The 20,779-nt window shown below is 66.7% G+C and carries 16 protein-coding genes; 8 read left to right on the top strand and 8 right to left on the bottom strand.

All coding sequences use genetic code 11. The annotated features are described in order from the left end of the window. Positions 1-8: 8 nt before the first annotated feature. Together AACH40_RS08830 and AACH40_RS08825 are read right to left on the bottom strand one after the other, a co-directional pair. Positions 9-1,742, bottom strand: a complete 1,734-nt coding sequence (locus tag AACH40_RS08830) for a methyl-accepting chemotaxis protein (RefSeq protein WP_338645699.1) — start codon at positions 1,740-1,742, stop codon at positions 9-11. Positions 1,743-1,887: 145 nt separating this feature from the next. Further along, a complete protein-coding gene (locus tag AACH40_RS08825) occupies positions 1,888-3,309 on the bottom strand; it encodes a glutamate ligase domain-containing protein (RefSeq protein WP_338645697.1) in 1,422 nt (473 codons plus the stop codon). A gap of 103 nt (positions 3,310-3,412) precedes the next feature. Between AACH40_RS08825 and AACH40_RS08820 the strand changes: the two genes are divergently transcribed. The 6 genes from AACH40_RS08820 to AACH40_RS08795 all read left to right on the top strand — a co-directional run bounded on the left by AACH40_RS08820 (position 3,413) and on the right by AACH40_RS08795 (position 9,357). Beyond that, the gene (locus AACH40_RS08820) at positions 3,413-4,234 is read left to right on the top strand and encodes an LD-carboxypeptidase (protein WP_338645695.1); all 822 of its coding nucleotides are present in this window, start codon (positions 3,413-3,415) and stop codon (positions 4,232-4,234) included. A 37-nt stretch (positions 4,235-4,271) separates the two neighbouring features. Beyond that, positions 4,272-5,207, top strand: coding sequence for an ACP S-malonyltransferase (gene fabD, locus AACH40_RS08815; protein ID WP_338645693.1), 936 nt, complete (start codon positions 4,272-4,274; stop codon positions 5,205-5,207). Between the two features lie 15 nt (positions 5,208-5,222). Then, positions 5,223-5,975: a 3-oxoacyl-[acyl-carrier-protein] reductase gene (gene fabG, locus AACH40_RS08810; protein WP_338646004.1), complete on the top strand. Its 753-nt coding sequence runs from the start codon at positions 5,223-5,225 to the stop codon at positions 5,973-5,975. Then, the gene (locus AACH40_RS08805; protein ID WP_338645691.1) at positions 5,975-6,499 is read left to right on the top strand and encodes a hypothetical protein; all 525 of its coding nucleotides are present in this window, start codon (positions 5,975-5,977) and stop codon (positions 6,497-6,499) included. The genes fabG and AACH40_RS08805 overlap by 1 nt, the downstream gene beginning before the upstream one ends. Before the next feature lie 194 nt (positions 6,500-6,693). After that, entirely contained in the window at positions 6,694-7,812 is a 1,119-nt protein-coding gene (gene dnaN, locus AACH40_RS08800; protein WP_169493413.1) for a DNA polymerase III subunit beta, read from the top strand. Positions 7,813-7,926: 114 nt separating this feature from the next. Then, the gene (locus AACH40_RS08795) at positions 7,927-9,357 is read left to right on the top strand and encodes a globin-coupled sensor protein (protein WP_338645689.1); all 1,431 of its coding nucleotides are present in this window, start codon (positions 7,927-7,929) and stop codon (positions 9,355-9,357) included. A gap of 26 nt (positions 9,358-9,383) precedes the next feature. On the opposite strand, the gene AACH40_RS08790 is transcribed toward AACH40_RS08795, so the two are convergent. The 3 genes from AACH40_RS08790 to AACH40_RS08780 all read right to left on the bottom strand — a co-directional run bounded on the left by AACH40_RS08790 (position 9,384) and on the right by AACH40_RS08780 (position 12,964). Continuing rightward, on the bottom strand, positions 9,384-10,400 hold the full coding sequence (locus tag AACH40_RS08790; RefSeq protein WP_338645686.1) for an NAD(P)-dependent alcohol dehydrogenase: 1,017 nt from the start codon (positions 10,398-10,400) through the stop codon (positions 9,384-9,386). A gap of 90 nt (positions 10,401-10,490) precedes the next feature. Further along, positions 10,491-11,795: an FAD-dependent oxidoreductase gene (locus AACH40_RS08785; protein WP_338645684.1), complete on the bottom strand. Its 1,305-nt coding sequence runs from the start codon at positions 11,793-11,795 to the stop codon at positions 10,491-10,493. Positions 11,796-12,139: 344 nt separating this feature from the next. Beyond that, positions 12,140-12,964: an alpha/beta fold hydrolase gene (locus tag AACH40_RS08780; protein WP_240959677.1), complete on the bottom strand. Its 825-nt coding sequence runs from the start codon at positions 12,962-12,964 to the stop codon at positions 12,140-12,142. A 135-nt stretch (positions 12,965-13,099) separates the two neighbouring features. Between AACH40_RS08780 and AACH40_RS08775 the strand changes: the two genes are divergently transcribed. Further along, positions 13,100-15,772 carry an EAL domain-containing protein gene (locus tag AACH40_RS08775; RefSeq protein ID WP_338645681.1) on the top strand — a complete coding sequence of 891 codons (2,673 nt, stop codon included), beginning with the start codon at positions 13,100-13,102 and terminating at the stop codon, positions 15,770-15,772. A 42-nt stretch (positions 15,773-15,814) separates the two neighbouring features. On the opposite strand, the gene AACH40_RS08770 is transcribed toward AACH40_RS08775, so the two are convergent. From AACH40_RS08770 to AACH40_RS08760, 3 genes are all read right to left on the bottom strand, one after another. Further along, the gene (locus tag AACH40_RS08770; RefSeq protein WP_338645679.1) at positions 15,815-16,201 is read right to left on the bottom strand and encodes a group II truncated hemoglobin; all 387 of its coding nucleotides are present in this window, start codon (positions 16,199-16,201) and stop codon (positions 15,815-15,817) included. 105 nt (positions 16,202-16,306) lie between these two features. Beyond that, positions 16,307-17,578 carry an acyl-CoA dehydrogenase gene (locus AACH40_RS08765; protein WP_169493407.1) on the bottom strand — a complete coding sequence of 424 codons (1,272 nt, stop codon included), beginning with the start codon at positions 17,576-17,578 and terminating at the stop codon, positions 16,307-16,309. A gap of 23 nt (positions 17,579-17,601) precedes the next feature. Beyond that, complete coding sequence (locus AACH40_RS08760; protein WP_338645677.1) at positions 17,602-18,726, bottom strand: acyl-CoA dehydrogenase family protein; 1,125 nt, start codon at positions 18,724-18,726, stop codon at positions 17,602-17,604. A gap of 172 nt (positions 18,727-18,898) precedes the next feature. On the opposite strand from AACH40_RS08760, the gene lepA reads away from it, so the two are divergent. Continuing rightward, complete coding sequence (gene lepA, locus AACH40_RS08755) at positions 18,899-20,716, top strand: translation elongation factor 4 (protein WP_169493405.1); 1,818 nt, start codon at positions 18,899-18,901, stop codon at positions 20,714-20,716. Positions 20,717-20,779: the final 63 nt, after the last annotated feature.

Below are 20,779 nucleotides of genomic sequence, written 5' to 3'. Positions count from 1 at the left end.
CTTTCGCGTCAGGCCGCCCGGCGCATGGCGCCGGGTTGCCGGCCTGAGGTGCGGAACTGCGAGACGATTTCGGCGAGCGCTTCCGCCTCTTCGGCAAGCGAACGAGCGGCGGCGGTGCTTTCCTCCACCATGGCCACGTTCTGCTGGGTCAGCCGGTCGATATCGCCCACCGCGCGATTGACGTGATCCATGCTGACGGCCTGCTGTTCCGATGCGCGGGCAATGTCGGCAATCAGGGCACCGACACCGGCGGTGCGCTCGACGATGGCCGACAGCGCTTCTCCGGTATTGCCGACGAGGGCGACGCCGGCGGCGACTTCGCGCGTGCTGGTGGCTATCAGCGTCTTGATCCCCTGCGCAGCTTCAGCGGATCGCTGGGCGAGCGCGCGCACTTCGGTGGCGACCACGGCGAACCCGCGTCCCGATTCGCCAGCGCGCGCTGCTTCCACCCCGGCGTTCAGCGCCAGCAGGTTGGTCTGGAACGCGATGGCATCGATCAGGTCGACGATCTGCCCGATCTGCTGTGACGAACTCTCGATTGCGGTCATCGCCCGCACTGCATCGTCGACGATCCGGCGGCCGTTGGCGACTTCGCTGTTGGCCGCGCCGATTGCGCCGTGCGCCTCGGCAGTGCGGCGCGCGGTATCGTGGACCAAGTCGACCGCCTGTTGCACGGCGGCGCCCGATTCCTCGATGCTAGCAGCCTGGATCTGGTTGCGCCGCGACAGGTCGTCGCTTGCGCCGCGGATCTCGGCCGCGCCCACCTTGACGTCTCCCGCCGACACCGAAACCTGGGCGACGAGGCGGTCCAGCTTGACCGCGGCGGTGTTGTAGGCGGTACGCAGGCCTTCGTAGTCGGGCGCGAATGGCTGTTCGATGCGATGGACGAGATCGCCGCCGGACAGGCGATCCAGCGCGCCGCGCATCACGCGCACCACCTCGGCCTGGGCTTCTGCGGCTTCACGGGCGGCTTGCCCGGCGCTGCGGAACACGGCGATGGCCCGGCTCATGTCGCCGATTTCGTCGGCCCGGTCGGTATGATCGGGGGTGCGGTCGAGGTCGCCCCCGGCCATGTCGGTCATCAGCTCGGCGGTGGCCGCAAGCGGGGTGAGTACATGTCGGCCCAGCAGCCGCAGCGCCACGAACACCATGGCCAGCACCGCGATCCCGGCGAGAGCCATCACGCCGAGCGTCAGCCGCATGGTCAGGTGGACATGGTCCGACAACGCTTCGCGCACCTTGGCCGTGTGCCCGGTCAGCTGGCGCACCGCATCGGCGTGCTTGCGATAGAGCAGGCGCGCCTTGCCCTGACTGAGCGCGGCGCCATCGGCATCGTTGCGCTCCAGCGCGGGGACAAGGTTCTGGTCGATCTCGGTCCAGAAGCGATCGCCCAACGCGCCGGCCCCGGCGGCAAGTTCAGCCTTGAGCGCGGGGTCGAGTTCCGACTTTGCCCAGCGATCGCGCGCCGTGCGGTATTCGCGTTCAAGGCGCGCGAGCGTTGCCTTGTCCTCATCGAGCGAGCCGCCGATGTTCGCGGCATCCGATGCGGTCAGCATGGCTTCGGTCAGGAACAGCGGCGGGGGAAGGATATCGGCGTTGAAGTCGGCCAGTTCCTCGACGCGGGTGTAGATGGGTCCACCGACGCGGACGCGCGCCACGCCGACGGCAAGCGCGGTGGCGGCGGCCAGGAGGATGCAGGTGATGCTGAGCCCGCCTTTTCGGCTCGTTTCGCGGATCGTCATGGCCAGGCCCCACGCTGCCCCGGCCGGCGCGGGGATGCCGGCGGGTTAGCGGGGACCTAGCACCGCGCCCGGCACCAAACGGTTGCCGTGAACTCGCGACGATTTCGTACGGCCCGGGGGCTTTTTGTTAAGGCGGGGGGCGATCTCAGGCGAGCCGGGCGAGGATGTCGCGCGCGAACGTGGACAAGGTATCGTCGCGCGCGCCCATGATCACGATGCGATCGCCGGGGCGCGCAAGCGCGACGATGCGGTCGGCGCAATGATCGCGCGACGCGATGTGTTCAGCCTGGCCGCCGTGGCCTTGCACCAGCGCGACGATGCGTTCGGAGCCGACCGAGCGGTCGACCGTGCCGCCGAAATAGACCGGATCGCACAGTATGGTCACGTCATCGCTGTCGAGCCTGGTGGCCAGCACCTCGGCCAGTTCCGCGCCCATCTGGCGCAGCGGGCCATAGCCGTGGGGCTGGAAGAAGGCGATCACGCGGCCGGGATGGGCTTTCAGCGTAGCGAGCGTGGCGGCGACCTTTTCGGGGTTGTGGCCGAAATCGTCGATCACGGTGACACCCGATGGGCTGGTGCCCACGATGTCGAAGCGGCGGGCAAGGCCGGTGAACCCTTCCAGCGCCCGCGCCGCTTCGACGAGGGGCAGGCCGGCGGCGTTGGCGGCAGCCAGCGCGGCGAGCGCGTTGGCGAGGTTGTGCCGGCCAGGCACTTGCAAGGCGAGCGGCACAGCAGCGCCGTCGCGGCGATCGATCACGGTGGCCGCGATGCCGGTGGGATGCTCTGCGATGGTGGCGGCATCGACTGAAATGTCGCCCTCGGTCGAAAAGCCGAACGTCAGCGAAGCATGGGCGCGCGGGCGCAGGGCGAGGCTTTCGGGATCGTCGGCGTTGATCACCGCGATCGCGGCGCGCGCCAGAAAATCGCCGAACAGCGCGCGCAGTTCCTCCAGGCTCTTGTGATCGAGGCTGACGTTGTTGAGCACCGCGATCGCCGGGGTGTAGAGCGCGATCGAGCCGTCGCTTTCGTCGACCTCGGACACGAACAGCTCGCCGCTCCCGACGCGGGCCGAGGCGAAGGGCGCATCGGGCGTGCGGAAGTTCTTCATCACCGCGCCGTTCATCACCGTCGGATCGCGGCCCGCCTGCGTCATGATCCAGCCGATCATCCCGGTGACGGTCGACTTTCCGCTCGTGCCCCCGACGGCGATGCCGGTCCTGCTTGCGTTGAAAAGGCGCGAGAGAAGTTCGGCGCGGCTCATGCGCGGGCAGCCAAGCTCGCGGGCGCGGACCATTTCGGGCACGGTGTCCTCCACCGCAGCGCTGGCGACCAGCACCTGTTCGGACGAGGTGACGCCGCTGCCGTCCTGCGGGAACAGCGTGAAGCCCAGGCTTTCGAGCCACGCGAACTTCTCCGGCGTGCGGCCCTGGTCGCGGCTGCGGTCCGAGCCGGCGACACTTGCGCCAAGGCCGCGCAGGATCAGGGCGAGGGGTAGCATGCCCGATCCGCCGATGCCGCAGAAGAACCAGGGGCGCGAGGTAAGGTCGGTGGCTGTGGCAGAGGTCATGGGGGCAACGCACTACAGCAACGGCCACGCCAGTCCAGACTTCGGCCCCCAAACGTTGGCCCATTGCTTTGCGCCGGCTTGTGGTTGTCGCTATGGCAAGTCGATGCGTGTCGCCATCTGCGCCCCTTCGACCCCGTTCACTCGCGACGATGCGGCGCGCGTGGTGGCGCTGGCCGGGGCGGAGTTCGCCTCCATTGCGCTCGATTTCCACGAACAGTGCTTTGCAGTTGAGGGCCACTTCGCCGGAAGTGACGCCGTGCGGCTGGCGGCTTTTCTCGACTGCGCCAACGATCCGGCGTTCGATGCCGTGTGGTTCGTGCGCGGCGGCTATGGTGCCAACCGGATCGCTGCCGATGCCGTGGCGCAGGCGGGCGCGGCGGCGCGCGACAAGCTCTACCTCGGGTATTCGGACGGCGGCACGTTGCTGGGCGCGCTTTATCGTTCAGCGATCGGGCGGCAGGTCCACGCGCCCATGCCGACCGATATCCGGCGCACCGGCGGCGAGGCGGCGGTGCGGCGCACGCTCGGCTTCCTGAGCGGAGCGCGCGACGGGATCGAGCCCTCGGCGGGGGCGCGCCCCCGCGTTGCGTTCAACCTCATGACGCTGGCCATGCTGCTGGGCACGCCGCTGATGCCCGACCTTGCGGGCCACGAGGTGCTGGTCGAGGAGGTGGCCGAATACGACTATGCCGTTGACCGGTTGCTGTTCCACGTCTGCCACGCCCTTGCCGCGCAAGGGGCTGCCGGCCTCCGCCTCGGCCGCGTCAGCGACGTTCCCGAGAACGACCGGCCGTTCGGCTTTGCGCCGGAAGCCATGGCGCGGCACTGGTGCGGGGTTGCCGGCCTCTCCTTCCTGGGTTCGGCCGACATCGGCCACGATATCGACAACAAGATCGTCCCGTTCGGGCTTGCCCCGCGCGAGTGACGGCAATAGGGCGCGCGCCCAAAGGAGCGTAGAGGACATGAGAGCTTTCGTTTTCCCGGGGCAGGGCAGCCAGAAGGTCGGCATGGGGCTGGAACTCGCCGAGGCGAGCGCCGCCGCGCGCGAAGTCTTCGAGGAAGTCGACGACGCGCTGGGCCAGAAGCTGTTCCAGATCATGAAGGAAGGGCCGGAAGACGCGCTGACGCTGACCGAGAACGCCCAGCCCGCGATCATGGCCAACGCCATCGCCGTGCTGCGCGTGCTGGAAAAGGAAGGCGGCATTGCGCTCGCTGACAAGGCGGACTTCGTCGCGGGCCACAGCCTGGGCGAATATACCGCGCTCTGTGCCGCAGGCGCGTTCAGCCTTGCCGACACTGCGCGCCTGCTGAAGCTGCGCGGCCAGTCGATGCAGGCGGCCGTGCCGGTGGGCGTGGGTGCGATGGCGGCGCTGCTGGGTGCCGATATCGAGAAAGCCTCGGCACTGGCCGAAGCGGCGGCGGAAGGAGAAGTCTGCACCGTTGCCAACGACAACGATCCCACGCAGGTCGTGCTTTCGGGCCACAAGGGCGCGATCGAGCGCGCCGTGGCGCTGGTCAAGGACCACGGCATCAAGCGCGGCGTCCTGCTGCCCGTCTCCGCGCCGTTCCATTGCCCGCTGATGCAGCCGGCGGCCGATGCCATGGCCGAAGCCTTCGAAAAGACGCCGCCGGCCGCGCTGCGCGTGGCACTATTCGCCAACGTGACTGCAGCGGTCGTGACCGACCCTGCCGAAGTCAAGCGCCTGCTGGTCGAGCAGGTGACCGGCCGCGTGCGCTGGCGCGAAAGCGCGATCGCCATGAAGGACGCCGGCGTCGAACAGTTCATCGAACTGGGCGGCAAGGTCCTTTCGCCCATGATCAACCGCACCGTGGCCGATGTGTCGGTTACCAGCGTCGTCGGCATGGCCGACATCGAAGCCATCCTGAAGGATATCTGAGCCATGGAAAACCGCCTGTTCGATCTTAGCGGCATGACCGCCCTCGTGACCGGTGCGGCCGGTGGCATCGGCTCGGCGATCAGCCACGCGCTGGCGCGGCAGGGGGCGCGGCTGGCGCTTTCGGGGACCAACCCGGCAAAGCTGCGCGCCTTTCGCGAGGAACTCAACGAAACCTACGGCCACGATCACGTCGAAATCACCTGCGACCTGTCGAACACCGAACAGGTCGAACATCTCGTCCCCGCCGCGCTGGATACGCTGGGCAAGGTCGACATCCTTGTGAACAACGCCGGGATCACCCGCGACAATCTCACCATGCGGATGAAGGACGAGGAATGGGACGCGGTGATCAAGGTCAACCTTGAAGCGGCCTTCCGCCTGATGCGCGCGGCGACCAAGCCGATGATGAAAGCGCGCTTCGGCCGCATCATCACCGTGACGAGCGTGGTCGGCGCCACGGGCAATCCGGGGCAGGTCAACTATGCCGCGGCCAAGGCGGGCCTTGTCGGCATGAGCAAGTCGCTCGGCCAGGAACTCGCCAGCCGCAACATCACCGTCAACTGCGTGGCACCGGGCTTCATCCGCACCGCCATGACCGACGTTCTGCCCGATGCGCAGAAGGATGCGCTGAACGCCCGCATCCCGATGGGCCGGATGGGCGAAGGCAGCGACATCGGCGCAGCCGTGGCCTATCTTGCCAGCAAGGAAGCAGGCTACGTCACCGGCCAGACGCTGCACGTCAACGGCGGCATGGCGATGCTTTCCTGATGATGCGCAAGGTCCTTGTGGCGCTGGCGCTGCTCGCTGGCGCGCAAGGGGCGCAGGCGCGTTCGCCCGAGGCGCTGGCCTGCGCGGTCAAGGCAGCGCCCGTGGGGCTCGATGCGCGCGTGGCCGATGCGATCGTGGCGCAGGATCCCGATCGCAACCGCCCGGTGATCGATGAACTGCGCCGCGTGGTGGAAGGATGCGCGCGCGACCAGTTCCTCGATGCCAAGCAGACCGATGCCTATGTCGACTACACGCTCGGGCGGATGGGGCGCGACGTGCTCGATGCCCGGTTGGCGGCGATCGGCATTCCGGTGTCGCTGATCGACGATGCGCTCGATATCGGTCCAGGCAAGACCAACAACCCGGCCGAGAAGGTGACGCAGGGCGATCTCAACCGCATCACCACCGCCTTGCGCGATGCGGGACAGGATCCCGCAGCGGTGACGCCGGACGGCTGGCGGCTGATCACCGCGTGGATCGCGGCGACGGCCAACATGTTCGATGGGCTGCGCCGGCTCGATTGAGGCGCAATTCCTGCAGTTTATGCACAGCTTCGCTTGGCAGCGGCGCCGGAGCGCTTGCCCGCGCCGGTCCGCGCGCTAAGGAAGGTAGTCCGAATTGACCTGTGTTTCCGGGCGATTCCGCCACAGGAAACCTTAGCTGACACCGACCGGCCGGGCATGCTGAACCCTGCCGACTGGGGGGACGAGAGACGAGAATGAAGGCGACGATCGAACGCGCGACGCTCCTGCGCTGTCTGTCCCACGTCCAGTCCGTGGTCGAACGGCGCAACACGATCCCGATCCTGTCGAACGTGCTGATCGAGGCGTCGCCCGACAATTCGGTTCGCCTGATGGCCACCGACCTCGACCTGCAGATCGTGGAATCGATGCCCGCCGTCTCGGTCGAAGGGCCGGGCGCGATCACCGTGTCGGCGCACCTGCTGTTCGACATCGCGCGCAAGCTGCCCGACGGTTCGCAGGTGAGCCTTGAAACCGCCGACAACCGCATGGTGGTCAAGGCCGGGCGCAGCCGCTTCCAGCTGCCGACGCTACCGCGCGACGATTTCCCGGTGATCGTCGAAGGCGATCTGCCCACCAGCTTCGAGATTCCGGCGCGCACGCTGGCTGAACTGATCGACCGCACGCGCTTTGCGATCAGCACCGAAGAGACGCGCTATTATCTCAACGGGATCTTCTTCCACGTCGCGGACGATGTGCTGAAGGCCGCCGCGACCGACGGCCACCGCCTGGCGCGCTACACCCTGCCGCGGCCCGATGGCGCCGAAGGCATGCCCGACGTGATCGTGCCGCGCAAATGCGTGGGCGAACTGCGCAAGCTGCTCGAAGAAGTGCTCGATACCGCCGTGCTGGTCGATCTTTCGGCCAGCAAGGTGCGCTTCACGCTGGGCGGCGAACATGGCGTGGTGCTCACCAGCAAGCTGATCGACGGCACGTTCCCCGATTACAACCGCGTGATACCCACCGGCAACGACAAGCTGCTCAAGCTTGATCCGCGCTCGTTCTTCCAGGGCGTCGACCGCGTGGCGACCATCGCCACCGAGAAGACCCGCGCGGTGAAGATGGCGCTCGAAGCCGACCGCGTGACGCTGTCGGTGACGAGCCCTGACAACGGCACCGCGGCCGAAGAGCTTGCGGCAGACTATCGCGCCGAAGGCTTCGAGATCGGCTTCAACGCCAACTATTTGAAGGATATCCTCAGCCAGATCGACGGCGATACGGTGGAATTGCACCTCGCCGATGCCGGAGCGCCCACGCTGATCCGCAAGGACGACAAGGCACCGGCGCTCTACGTGCTGATGCCGATGCGGGTGTGAGATCGCCCAAAAGCCAGATGTTCTCTCGGACGCCGTAATCGTACCTAATCGGCGGCCAAGGTTGATTGAGAGCCTTGTGACATAACGCAGCAACCATTTTCTGGAAGCTGCGTCATGTCCCAAGCAACGCCCTCCCTTTCCCGCACGCTCGATTTCTTCAGCCTGACCGACGATGACTATCGCCGGTTTCCAGCGATTTCGGCGGCGATGGCGCGCTTGGCGCCGCCGGCGCTCGAACGCCTTTACGACCGGATCGCGGTGAGCCCCGAAATCGCCGGTCTGTTCGGTTCGCGCGCGGCGATGAACCATGCGCGCGACAAGCAGCTGCAGCATTGGCAGACGATGTTCTCAGGCCGTCCGGATTCGACGTACCTTGAAAGCGCGCGCACGATCGGCCGGGTCCACGCGCGGATCGGCCTTTCGCCCGACTGGTACATCGGCGCCTATGCCAGCGTGATCGACGAGGTCATGGTCGGGCTCGCCGGTGCGCTGCCGACGCTTTCGCCGCGGCGCACCGCGCGGCTGGCGGGCACGATGGTCAAGATGGCGCAGCTCGACATGAACATCGCGCTGTCCACCTATTTCGAGATTGCGGAAAAGGCGCGTGTCGAGGTGATCGGCCATCTCGGCAGCGCCTTGCAGCGCATGACCAACGGCGATTTCCACTCGGCGATCGAGAACCTTCCGCAGGAATTCGCCGCGATCCAGTCCGACTTCGAAACGATGCGCGCCAAGGTGGCGGAGGCGCTTTCCGAAGTGGCGCAGGCTTCGACCTCGGTCGACACCGGCGCCAAGCAGATCCGCCAGGCTTCCGACGACATGGCGCGGCGCACCGAGCATCAGGCGGCAAGCCTTGAAGAAGCATCGGCGGCGATGACCTCGCTCGCGGCCAGCGTGCGGTCCACCGCCGACGATGCGGGCAACCTGCACGATGCGGTCCGCCAGACCCATACCGATGCGCAGGATGGCGGAACCGTGGTGGGCGAGGCGGTTCAGGCGATGACCGACATCCAGCGGTCGGCGCAGGAGATCGGCAAGATCATCGCGGTGATCGACGGCATCGCCTTCCAGACCAACCTCCTCGCCCTCAATGCCGGCGTCGAGGCGGCGCGTGCGGGGGATGCAGGCCGCGGCTTCGCCGTCGTCGCCAACGAAGTGCGCGCGCTGGCGCAGCGTTCGGCCGAAGCGGCGCTCGACATCAAGAACCTGATTGGCGCGAGCTCGGCGCAAGTCGATCGCGGTGTGGCCATCGTCGGACAGACGGGCGAGACATTCTCGCGCATCGTCGGCCGGGTGGGCGAAATCGCCGACCTTGCCAGCAGCATCGCCGCATCGGCGCGCGATCAGGCGACCAACATCGGTCAGATCCGCGAGACCGTGGGCGAGCTCGACACGATGACGCAGCAGAACGCGGCGATGGTTGAAGAGGCGACCGCGGCGGCGCGCAACCTGGCGGGGCAGGCCGACCGCATGGCCGAACTCGTCGACCGCTTCCAGCTGGGCAATGATTCTCGGGTGGCGCGCCGGATGCGCCGCGCGGCCTGAGCCGTTGGGCGCACCCGGGCGGGCGATCAGATATCGACGACGATCTTGCCGAAGTGGGCGCCGCTGATCTGGTGGCGGAAGGCATCGCCCAGCGATTCCAACGCGAAATGACGATCGATCACCGGGCGGATGCCGTTGGTTTCGATCGCGGCTATCATGTCGAGCTGGCTTGCGCGTGATCCCACTGTAAGTCCCTGGACGCGCAGGTTCTTGTTCATCAGCAGCGCGGTGTTGACCGGCCCGGCGAACCCGGCCAGCACGCCGATCACCGCGATATGGCCGCCGACGCGCGTGGCCATCATCGACTGTTCCAGCGTTCCGGCACCACCGATCTCGACCACGGTGTCGACGCCGCGTCCGCCGGTCAGCTCCGCCGCCTTGACGCCCCAGTCGGCATGGGCGCGGTAATTGATGAGCTCGTCCGCGCCCATGGCCCGCAGCCGCTCGAGCTTTTCGTCCGAAGAGCTGGTGGCGATCACCCGTGCCCCGGCAGCCTTGGCGAACTGCAGCGCAAAGATCGATACGCCGCCCGTTCCCTGGATCAGCACGGTCGATGCCGGGCCCGTCGTGCCATCGACGAACAGTGCGCGCCACGCGGTCAATCCTGCGCAAGTGAGCGTCGCCGCCTCGCTATGGCTGAGGCCCTTGGGCGCCCGGGTGAACCAACGCGCCGGGACCACGACCTCGGTGCGGGCGTAACCATCGGTGCTGTCGCCCGGCACGCAGAACTGCATCGGCTGGTGCAACGTGCCATCCTCCCACAGCGGGAAGAACACCGAGACGACCGCGTCGCCCACCGCGAATTCGGTCACGCCATCGCCGATGGCCACGACTTCACCCGCGCCGTCGGACATCGGGATGCGATCCGCCGGAGCCGGCAGCATGCCGGCAACGACGGCGTAGTCGTGGAAGTTGAGTGACGAGGCGTGGATGCGCACGCGGATTTCGCCAGCACCCGGCGCGCCGGGATCGGGCAGCTCCACCGCCTTCAGACTGTCTAGCGTGGCCGGCTTTGCGCCGAGCTGCATCGCGCGAACGGACATTTCCTCTCTCCCTAAATCGCCTGGCAACGGCAGCTGTCGCCGCACGCCCCTTACTTAGTTAAGCGATTAAGGCAGAGGGTTGCGGCCCGGTCAACCTCGCGCGCGGATCATGTCGGCTACGTCGACGAACTTTTCGCGCGGCGCGCCGTCGCGGGCGCGGGCAGCTTCGGCTTCCTCGATCCGCTTCCAGTCGCGGAAGGTGACGACGTCCAGCCCGCGCTGCGCCGCGAGCGCGTCGAACCCCTCGCGCCCCGCCTTGTGGGCGAAGGCGGGCATGTCCTCGGCGATCTTCTCGATCACCGCGAAGCCATCGGGGCGGTTGGTGCCGATCGTGCCGGATGGGCCACGGCGCGCCCAGCCGACGCAATAGAGGCCGGGCAGGATGCGCCCTTCGTCGTTGGCGAAGCGGCCGGCGCGCTCGTCGAACGGCACGCCCGGAATCGGCGCGGTGCGATAGCCGATGCAGGCGACGACGAGGCTGGCGGGAATTTCGTAGAATTCGCCGGTGCCGACGGCGCGGCCGCTCTCGATGCGGGTGCGCTCCACTTCGATCGCCTCAACCCGCCCATCGCCGAGCAGGGCGCGCGGAGCGGCGAAGAAATCGAACTCCACCTCGATGTCGACGTCGGCACGGTGGCTTTCCGGGATCGCGGCGAAGCTGCGCAAGTGGTTGACCGATTTGCGCAGGCCCGGTTCGAGCAGCGCATCTTCACCCACATCGGGCAGGTCCGCCGGATCGACGCGTGGCGCGGCGCGCGAAAGATGGCCCAGTTCGCCAAGTTCCTTGGGCGTCATCATGATCTGGTGAGGGCCGCGCCGGCCGAGGACGACCACACGGCGGATCTTCGAGGCGACGAGCGCTTCGAGCGCGTGGCCGACGATGTCGCTGCCGGCGAATTCCTCGCGCGTCTTGGACAGGATCCGCGCGACGTCGAGCGCCACGTTGCCCATGCCGATGACGACCGCGGTTTCGCCCGACAGGTCGGGATCGAGCGCGGCGAATTCGGGGTGGCCGTTGTACCACCCGACGAAGGCGGCGCTGCCGTGGATGTTGCGCAAGTGGTCGCCCGGCAGGTCGAGCCCGCGATCGCGCGGCGCGCCGGTTGCGAGCACCACCGCATCGTAGAAACCCTGCAGTTCCTCTATCGAAACGTCCTGCCCGATGGTCACGTTGCCGACGAAGCGCACGTTGTCGGACAGCGCGGTCTGTTCGTAGCGGCGCGAGACGCCCTTGATCGACTGGTGATCGGGCGCGACACCGGTGCGGATCAGGCCGTAGGGAACGGGAAGGCGGTCGAAGATGTCGACTCTGACGTCATCCCCCCACTGCTTCTGGGCGGCTTCGGCTGTATAGTATCCGGCAGGTCCTGAACCGATGATCGCGATGTGACGCATGCGCTCTCCCGCGCGTTTGTTGTGATTCTGCGGGAGATGCTAGGCGGCGTGGGCAAATTCCGCAACGCCACGGTTACCCTGTAAGAGGCCCCCGGCAAGGAGCGAGGCCGCAGGTGGAGTGGGCCTCCATCAAGGCTGAGCGACGCCGCAGGGGCCTCTTACAGGGCAACCCAGAAGGGGCTGGACCAAAAAGCGCCATCGCAGCGTCGGCTCGGCTCGCAATATTCCCGATATTGCTCCGCCTCTCCTTCTCGCGCTGGCGCTTTTTGCCTCCAGCCGTGGCGCTGTGGAATTTATCCACGCCGCCTGACGGACCGGCGGCAAAAGGAAAGCGTTGAGGCGGGTCAGGCGGCCCGCTTGGGGTAGTGCGGCCGTTCGTCGAGGAAAGCAGTGAGCTTCTCGCCGAATTCGTGCGACTTCGACAGCATGAACAGGTGGCCGCCGCCTTCGAACATCTCGAGCCGGCTGCCGGGAATGGCATTGTGCAGGAAGTGCGAGTTGGTCGGCGGGATCAGCTGGTCTTCCTCGTCGGCCATGATCAGCGTCGGCACCGAGATCAGCGGCAGGAACGGCACGCTTGTCCAGGTGGCGAACGCGGTCATCTGGCAGGCCCAGCCGAGCGGCGAGGGCGCCTTGGCGGCGTTCAGCGAAACGCGCGCCGATCCGCCCCCGTTGTAGAGCATGGCGAGGTTGCGGCGCAGCGCCTTCTCGACGGTATATTCGCGCGGATCGGCCATCTTGCCGAGCAGGGCGAAGTTGCCCGGCACCATCGTCGCGCCGCCCGAGGCGGTGGCGGCGAGCACCAGCTTGCCGAGCCGGCCGCGATGCTGGAAGGCAAACTGCTGGGCGACCGCACCGCCCCAGCTGATCCCGAGCAGATCGACCTGTTCGATGCGCAGGCGATCGAGCAGCGAGGCGAGCGCGAGCGCCATGCAGGGAATGGTATAAGGGAACACCGGATCGGGCGAGCCACCGATGCCGGGCATGTCGACCGCAATAATACGACGGTCGGTCAGCACCCGCGCGATCGGTTCGAGCAGTTCGATGTTCATGCCGATGCCGTTGAGGATGACGAGCGGCCGGGCCCCGGTCTGTTCGGCATGCCACTGGCCCACGCGAAGCCTGCGCCCGGCAACGCCGATCATCGAAAATGCCGCAGTCGAAGCCAATTTTCCCTCGCAAACGTGACGCCGTCGGGCGAGCGACTAGCAGGTTCGATCCGGTGGCAAAAGTCGCAAGGTTCCGGCTGCGGTTTCAGGTCCGCGTTAAGCCTTTTTCAAAGCAAATGGGGCAATCGGGAAACCATGTCCGATGAACCGGCGGTCGTGATGGCCGATTTCCCCGCCAAGCCCCAGACGGGCCGTGATTTCGCCCGCACTCAGAAGCGGCGCGAACGCATCGCGTCGGTGCCGCCGGGAGACGTCTTCCTGTTCGGCGATCGTCGCAATCGCACGCTGATCGGCCCCGAATGGCCGCACATGGCCTTGCCGATGGCCGCCGGAATTGCCGGGCTCGCGGTCGTCAACGCAGCGTTTACCTCGTGGACCGCGCCGGTGATGGCGCTGGTCGCCGCGATCATCGTCTTCGCCGGTCGATTCGCCGTGCGGCTCGAACAGACCGCGCGGCTTTCCACTGCCGTGCGCACCGCAAGTCTCGCGCTTGCCGTGGTCCTGCCGATGTTCGTCTACGGCACGGCCGTCGGCCTGTGGGCGAACGGTGGACATATCGCGTGGGATCAATCGCTTGCGCTTCTGGTAACCATTTCGCTGTTTACCACGGTTACCCAGTCGGGGCGCCTCGCCGCCATGCTCGCGGCACAGGTCGCGCTGTGGTCGGGTGTCACCTGCGTGGTCAGTGCGCAGGGCGGCCTGCTTGCGCTGCTGATCGGTCTGGCGATCGCGGGCGTTGCCTACATGCGCCAGCGCGAGATCGACTTGCGCACCGAGGAGCGCGTTCAGGAAGAAGCCCGCGTGCAGACCCGCGCGCAGGAAATCCTCGCCGACTATGAAGAGACCGGGCAGGGCTGGTTCTGGGAAACCGACCGCCGCGGCCAGATCACCTATCTTTCGCGCCCCGTGGCCGACACGCTCGGCCGCGAGGTTGAGGAGCTGATCGGTCGTCCGCTGGCCGAACTGTTCAACCTGGCCGAACAGTCGGGCGAGGGCGAGCGCACGCTGGCCTTCCACCTTTCCGCGCGGTCGAGCTTTTCCGACCTGGCGGTTCGCGCCGCCACGCAGAACGAGGAACGCTGGTGGTCGATCACCGGCCGCCCGACCTATGACCTGTTCAACAACTTCCAGGGTTTCCGCGGCTCGGGCACAGACCTGACCGAAAAGCGCCGCTCGCAGGAACACGCCAGCCGCCTCGCGCACTTCGATTCGCTGACTGGCCTGTCGAACCGCTTCCGCATGTCGCAGTCGCTGGAAAAGATCCTCAACGCTCCGCAAGCCAGCCACCGCGCCTGCGCCGTGTTCCTGCTCGATCTCGACCGGTTCAAGCAGGTCAACGATACGCTGGGCCACCCGGCGGGCGATGCCCTGCTCAAGCAGGTGGCGCAGCGGCTGGAACGTGTGATCGGCAAGCACGGCCGGGTCGGGCGTCTCGGCGGTGATGAATTCAAGGTCATCCTGCCCGGCAAGACCGAGCGCGAAAAGCTGGCGCCGATCGCGGCACAGGTGATCGAAGCGCTTTCGCAGCCCTATTCGATCGACGGTAGCCGGGTGATGATCGGCGCGTCGGTCGGCATCGCGCTCGCGCCCGATGACGGCGTCACCAGCGAAGCGTTGATCCGCAACGCCGATCTTGCGCTCTATGCGGCCAAGGATGGCGGGCGCGGACGCTACCACTTCTATGCGCCGGATCTTCACAGCGATGCCGAAGAGCGCCGCCAGCTCGAAGAAGAGCTACGCGATGCGGTCGCCAATGGCGGGCTCGAGCTGTATTACCAGCCCGTGGTGCAGACCGCGACCGAACGGATCACCGGGTTCGAGGCGCTGCTGCGCTGGCACCATCCAGAACAGGGCTTCATCTCGCCCGCCAAGTTCATTCCGATCGCCGAGGATACCGGCCTGATCGCCACGATCGGCGAATGGGCGCTGCGCACCGCGTGCCAGGATCTGGCCAAGTGGCCGACCAACGTGCGCGTCGCCGTCAATGTATCGCCGCTGCAGTTCGCCAATCCCTCGCTGCCCTCGATCGTCACCAGCGCGCTTGCCCATGCGCAGGTCGATCCGCAGCGACTGGAGCTCGAGATTACCGAGAGCGTGTTCCTCAACGACGATTCCGACACCGAGGCGATGTTCCGCGCGCTCAAGTCGGTCGGCGTGCGGCTGGCGCTCGACGATTTCGGCACCGGCTACTCCTCGCTCGGCTATCTGAAGAAGGCGCCGTTCGACAAGATCAAGATCGACCAGTCCTTCGTGCGCGGCGCGACGCAGCCGGGCAGCCGCAACGGTGCGATCATCGGTTCGATCGTCAGCCTGGCCGAAGCGCTGGGCATGGAAACGACGGCAGAGGGCGTGGAAACGCTCGACGAGCTCGACCTGATCCGCGTTCTGGGTTGCAGCCACGTGCAGGGCTACATCTACGAACGCCCGCTTTCGGCCGAAGCCGCCGCATCGCGCCTGACCTCGGGCCTGATCGCCGTGGCGCAGGGTCCGCGTTCGGCACGCGCCAGCCGCCAGACGATGCTGCGCAAGGTCGTGCTCGACCACGCGGGGCACCGCTACCATGGCACCGTGCGCAACATCAGCCGCACCGGCGCGCTGATCGAAGGGCTGTGGAACGTGCCGCCCGGAACGATCTTCCGCGTGCTGCTGTCGGAAAACTACCCGGTCACGGCCACGTGCCGCTGGTCGAACGACGACCGGCTCGGGGTGGAATTCTCGATGCCGCTCGAACTTGACGAGGATGGCCGCATCGCCGCCGTCACGCTGCGCAGCGTTCCGCAGGAAGTGGCCCAGCGCAAGGTCGGCTGATGCTTTCGCCAGTGAGGCTTGGGGCCAGCAGACTGCTGGCCGTCAGCCTTCGGGCTGGTTGCCCATGTGCCAGGCAAGCGCTTCGACCTTTGCCATGATCGCGTCCGCAAGCGGCGAGGGCGCGATCACTTCGCCCCACGCCTGACCGAAGCAGAGCAGCCAGCCTTCGATCTCGGCCCGGCCGATGGGGGCGACGAAGTGGCGCATGCGCAAGCGCGGGTGGCCATACTTGTCGGTATAGAGCGGCGGTCCGCCGAGCCAGCCCGTCAGGTAATCGTAGAGCTTTGCCTCGGCATTCGCCAGTGACGGCGGATGGACCGCGCGCACCGCGTGCGCCTCGGGCAAGGTATCCATCAGCTCGTAGAACCGCGCGCACAGCGCCCGCACGGTCGGTTCGCCGCCGAAGAGTTCGTAAGGGGTCTGCTCCATGGCGGCGCCTTGGCGCAGGATCGCCCGTGCTGCAACACGCGCCACACGAAGAAGGGCGCCCCGTTCCGCACAGGGCGCCCTCCGTTCGTTTGCGGCATACCGCGATCAGGCGGCGGCGGCAGCCTTCTTGCGGCCGCTGGTCGGGATGTCCTTGAACGCCACGTCCTTGTCGACACGGATGTCGCCCGGAAGCCCCAGCACGCGCTCGCCGATGATGTTGCGCAGGATCTCGTCCGAACCGCCTTCGATGCGCGTGGCGGGCGAGCGCATCAGGATCGCCTGGAAGCGGCCATCGTGCGGGCCGTCCTTCTCCCAGATCACGCCCGACTGGCCCTGCAGATCAAGCGCGAACATCGCGAGGTCCTGCATGGTGGCGCCGGCGACGAGCTTGCCGATCGAGTTTTCCGGCCCCGGCGTTTCGCCCTTCGACAGCGCGGTGATGGCACGCATGCCGGTGTACTTGAGGCCCATCTCGCGCACCGCGAACTGCGCGAGCTTCGAACGCACATTCGAATCCTGCACCGCCGGCTTGCCGTCCACTTCGACGTCCATGCACAGCGACAGCAGCTGCGGGAACCCGGTCGACATGCCCGAACCGATCGACAGGCGCTCGTTCATCAGCGTGGTCAGCGAAACTTCCCAGCCCTGGCCCACCGCGCCGAGGCGCTGGCTGTCGGGGATGCGCACGTCCGTGAAGTAGACTTCGTTGAATGACGATTGGCCGTTCGCCTGCTTGATCGGACGGACCTCGACTCCCGGCGACTTCATCGACAGGAAGAACATCGTCAGGCCCTTGTGCTTGGGCACATCCGGGTCGGTGCGGGCGATCAGCAGGCCCCAGTCGGAGTTCTGCGCGCCGCTGGTCCAGATCTTCTGGCCGTTGACGATCCAGTCGCCCGAACCGTCGTCGGCCTTGACCGCGCGGGTGCGAAGACCGGCAAGGTCGGACCCGCTGGCGGGTTCGGAGAACAGCTGGCACCACACTTCCTCGCCCGAGGCGAGGGGGGGCAGCATGCGGCGCTTGGTCTCTTCATCGGCCCAGGCCATCACCGTGGGGCCGCACATGCCCTGACCGATAGTGAACAGCCCGCCGAGCGAGCGGAAGATGCCCTCTTCCTGGTTCCAGATCACGCGTTCCATCGGCGTGCGGTTGCCGCCGCCGTATTCCTTGGGCCAGTGCAGGCAGGCCCAGCCGGCTTCGGCCTTCTTCTTCTGCCACGACTTGCAGGCCTGGATGGGGTCCTCGCTGGTCACGCCCATGTCGCCGAAGTTGGCGCGCTTGAGCTGGTCCTCAAGGTGCTTGGGGGCGTTGGCGTCGATCCAGCTGCGCACTTCGGCGCGGAAGGCGGCTTCTTCTGGGGTATCTTCGAAGTCCATGTTTGCTCTCCGAACGAAAGGGGTCAGGCGGCAGCGGCGACGTTGCCGGTGGTCATGCGGTCAACCAGCATGTCCTCCCACGTCGAAACCGAACCGAGCGCGAGCGCGAGGGCGTTGGCGCGGCGATAGAACAGGTGGCAATCGTATTCGAACGTGAAGCCCATGCCGCCGTGCACCTGGATGTTGTTCTTGGCGCAGTGCTGGAAGGCCTGGCTCGCCGATACGCGCGCGGTGGCAGCGGCAACCGGCAGTTCCGATGCGCCGGAAGCCAGCGCCCAGGCGCCGTAGTAGCAGTTCGAGCGCGCGAGCGTCGCCGAAACGTACATGTCGGCCAGCATGTGCTTGATCGCCTGGAACGAGCCGATCGGCCGCCCGAACGCCATGCGCTCAAGCGCATAGTCGCGCGCCATTTCCAGCGCGCGGTCGGCACCGCCCAATTGCTCGTAGGCCATCAGGATCGCCGCGCGGTCGAGCACCTGCGTGGCGATGTGCCAGCCATCGCCTTCGCCGCCGAGCAGTTCGGCGGGAGCGCCGCTGAACGTCAGCACCGCCTGCCCACGGCTCGGGTCGATCGAATTGAGCGTGCGGCGCTCGACGCCGGGGCCGTTGAGATCAACGACGTAGAGCGATACAGCACCGCTGTCCGACTTGGCGGCGACAATGGCGACATCGGCGCAATCGCCATCGGCCACCGGGCTCTTGGTGCCGGTGAGCTTGCCGCCGGAAACGCTGGCCTTGATCTTTTCAGGCCCCATGCGGCCTTCGCCTTCGTTCAGGGCGAAGGCGCCGATGGCCTCGCCCGCGGCCAGCTTGGGCAGCCAGGCTTCCTTCTGCGCCTGCGATCCCGCCTGCACCAGGAATTCGGCGGCGAGGTAGATCGAGGAGGCGACCGGCACCGGCGCGATCACGCGGCCCAGTTCTTCAGCCACCACGCACAGGTCGAGGTGCGACAGGCCGACGCCGCCGAATTCTTCCGGGATCGCCGCGCCGAGCACGCCCAGATCGGCGAGGCCCTTGTACAGATCCTTGTCGTAAGAGGCGTCGCTCGTCAGCACGGCGCGCATCTGCGCAACGCCGCCGCGGTCCTCGAGGAAACGCCTTACCTGTTCCTTGAGCGCTTTCTGCTCGTCGGAGAAATCGAGATTCATGCCGCCACTCCCATTGGCCATGTTCTTGAGCCACGCGGAATCACGCGCGGCCTCGAACGTGAAGCTGCGACATCTGTGTTAATTGAGCAATTAAAAAATGCGACCGCATGGTTTGCCCGCGCGGGAATCGGGGCAGATGACAGCTTGGCGAAGCACTGCTAACGGGCGCGGCATGACCGAGCTTTCGCTGATCCGCAATTTTTCCATCATCGCCCACATCGACCATGGCAAGTCGACCCTGGCCGACCGCCTGATTCAGTACACCGGCGGCCTGACCGAGCGCGAGATGAGCGCGCAAGTCCTTGATAACATGGATATCGAGAAGGAGCGCGGGATCACCATCAAGGCGCAGACCGTCCGCTTGAACTACAAGGCCAAGGACGGGCTGACCTACGAGCTCAACCTGATGGACACCCCCGGCCACGTCGACTTCGCCTACGAGGTCAGCCGCAGCCTTGCCGCCTGCGAAGGCGCGCTGCTGGTGGTGGACGCGGCGCAAGGGGTGGAAGCGCAGACGCTCGCCAACGTCTACCAGTCGATCGAGCACGACCACGAGATCGTGCCGGTGATCAACAAGATCGATCTGCCCGCCGCCGAGCCGGAAAAGGTCAAGGACGAGATCGAGGAAGTGATCGGCCTCGATGCGAGCCAGGCGGTGCTGACCAGCGCCAAGTCCGGCATCGGCATCGAGGATGTGCTCGATGCCGTGGTGGAACGCATCCCGCCGCCCAAGGGCGACCGCGCCGCGCCGCTCAAGGCCATGCTGGTCGACAGCTGGTACGATCCCTACCTCGGCGTCGTCATCCTCGTCCGCGTGGTCGATGGCGTCATCAAGAAGGGCTTGCAGGTCAAGTTCATGGCCGGCGGCACCGAGCACCTGATCGACCGCGTCGGCTGCTTCACGCCCAAGCGCGAGGACCTGCCCGAACTGGGGCCGGGCGAGATCGGCTTCATCACTGCGCAGATCAAGGAAGTGGAAACCGCCAAGGTCGGCGACACCATCACCACGGTGAAAGGTGGCGCGCTCGAGGCGCTGCCGGGCTACAAGGAAGTGCAGCCGGTGGTGTTCTGCGGCCTGTTCCCGGTCGACGCGGCAGACTTCGACAAGCTGCGCGAAAGCATTGCCAAGCTGCGCCTGAACGATGCCAGCTTCAGCTTCGAGATGGAGAGCAGCGCGGCGCTGGGCTTCGGCTTCCGCTGCGGGTTCTTAGGCCTGCTGCATCTGGAAATCATCCAGGAGCGCCTCAGCCGCGAATACGACCTCGACCTCATCACCACGAGCCCGAGCGTCGTCTATCGCATCCAGCTGCGCGCCAGCAAGACCGACGACGCGCGCGAGATCCTGCTGCACAATCCGGCCGACTATCCCGATCCCAACCGGATCGAGCAGATCGACGAGCCTTGGATCAAGGCAACGATCTACACGCCCGACGAATACCTCGGCTCGATCCTCAAGCTCTGCCAGGACCGGCGCGGCATCCAGACCGGCCTGACCTACGTCGGCGGCCGTGCGCAGGTGAACTATGAACTGCCGCTCAACGAAGTGGTGTTCGACTTCTACGACCGCCTCAAGTCGATCAGCCGCGGCTATGCGAGCTTTGACTACGAACAGATCGGCCTGCGCGAGGGCGACCTCGTGAAGATGAGCATCCTCGTCAACAACGAGCCGGTCGATGCGCTGTCGATGATCGTGCACCGCGCCGTGGCCGAGGAACGCGGGCGCGGCATGTGCGAGCGGCTCAAGGACCTGATCCCGCGCCACCTGTTCAAGATCCCGATCCAGGCGGCGATCGGCGGCAAGGTCATCGCCCGCGAAACCATCGCCGCGCTGCGCAAGGACGTGACCGCCAAGTGCTATGGCGGCGACATCACCCGCAAGAAGAAGCTTCTGGAAAAGCAGAAGAAGGGCAAGGCCCGCATGCGCGAATACGGCAACGTCTCGATCCCGCAGGAAGCCTTTATCGCCGCGCTACGGATGGGCGAGGAGTAAGGCGGACGCCGGGGCTGGTCTGGCGCTTGCCGGCGCTGCGATGGGCCGCCCGCCGGTTGTTAT

The sequence above is a fragment of the Novosphingobium olei genome (genome assembly GCF_037076535.1).
Taxonomy (GTDB): Bacteria; Pseudomonadota; Alphaproteobacteria; order Sphingomonadales; family Sphingomonadaceae; genus Novosphingobium; species Novosphingobium olei.
This window is presented reverse-complemented; position numbering and strand designations above follow the sequence as displayed.

Coding starts and splice junctions, on each gene's coding strand:
- AACH40_RS08830 (WP_338645699.1), bottom strand. CDS start 1,742: ATGACGATCCGCGAAACGAGCCGAAAAGGCGGGCTCAGCATCACCTGC.
- AACH40_RS08825 (WP_338645697.1), bottom strand. CDS start 3,309: ATGACCTCTGCCACAGCCACCGACCTTACCTCGCGCCCCTGGTTCTTC.
- AACH40_RS08820 (WP_338645695.1), top strand. CDS start 3,413: ATGCGTGTCGCCATCTGCGCCCCTTCGACCCCGTTCACTCGCGACGAT.
- fabD (WP_338645693.1), top strand. CDS start 4,272: ATGAGAGCTTTCGTTTTCCCGGGGCAGGGCAGCCAGAAGGTCGGCATG.
- AACH40_RS08805 (WP_338645691.1), top strand. CDS start 5,975: ATGATGCGCAAGGTCCTTGTGGCGCTGGCGCTGCTCGCTGGCGCGCAA.
- dnaN (WP_169493413.1), top strand. CDS start 6,694: ATGAAGGCGACGATCGAACGCGCGACGCTCCTGCGCTGTCTGTCCCAC.
- AACH40_RS08795 (WP_338645689.1), top strand. CDS start 7,927: ATGTCCCAAGCAACGCCCTCCCTTTCCCGCACGCTCGATTTCTTCAGC.
- AACH40_RS08790 (WP_338645686.1), bottom strand. CDS start 10,400: ATGTCCGTTCGCGCGATGCAGCTCGGCGCAAAGCCGGCCACGCTAGAC.
- AACH40_RS08785 (WP_338645684.1), bottom strand. CDS start 11,795: ATGCGTCACATCGCGATCATCGGTTCAGGACCTGCCGGATACTATACA.
- AACH40_RS08775 (WP_338645681.1), top strand. CDS start 13,100: ATGTCCGATGAACCGGCGGTCGTGATGGCCGATTTCCCCGCCAAGCCC.
- AACH40_RS08770 (WP_338645679.1), bottom strand. CDS start 16,201: ATGGAGCAGACCCCTTACGAACTCTTCGGCGGCGAACCGACCGTGCGG.
- AACH40_RS08765 (WP_169493407.1), bottom strand. CDS start 17,578: ATGGACTTCGAAGATACCCCAGAAGAAGCCGCCTTCCGCGCCGAAGTG.
- AACH40_RS08760 (WP_338645677.1), bottom strand. CDS start 18,726: ATGAATCTCGATTTCTCCGACGAGCAGAAAGCGCTCAAGGAACAGGTA.
- lepA (WP_169493405.1), top strand. CDS start 18,899: ATGACCGAGCTTTCGCTGATCCGCAATTTTTCCATCATCGCCCACATC.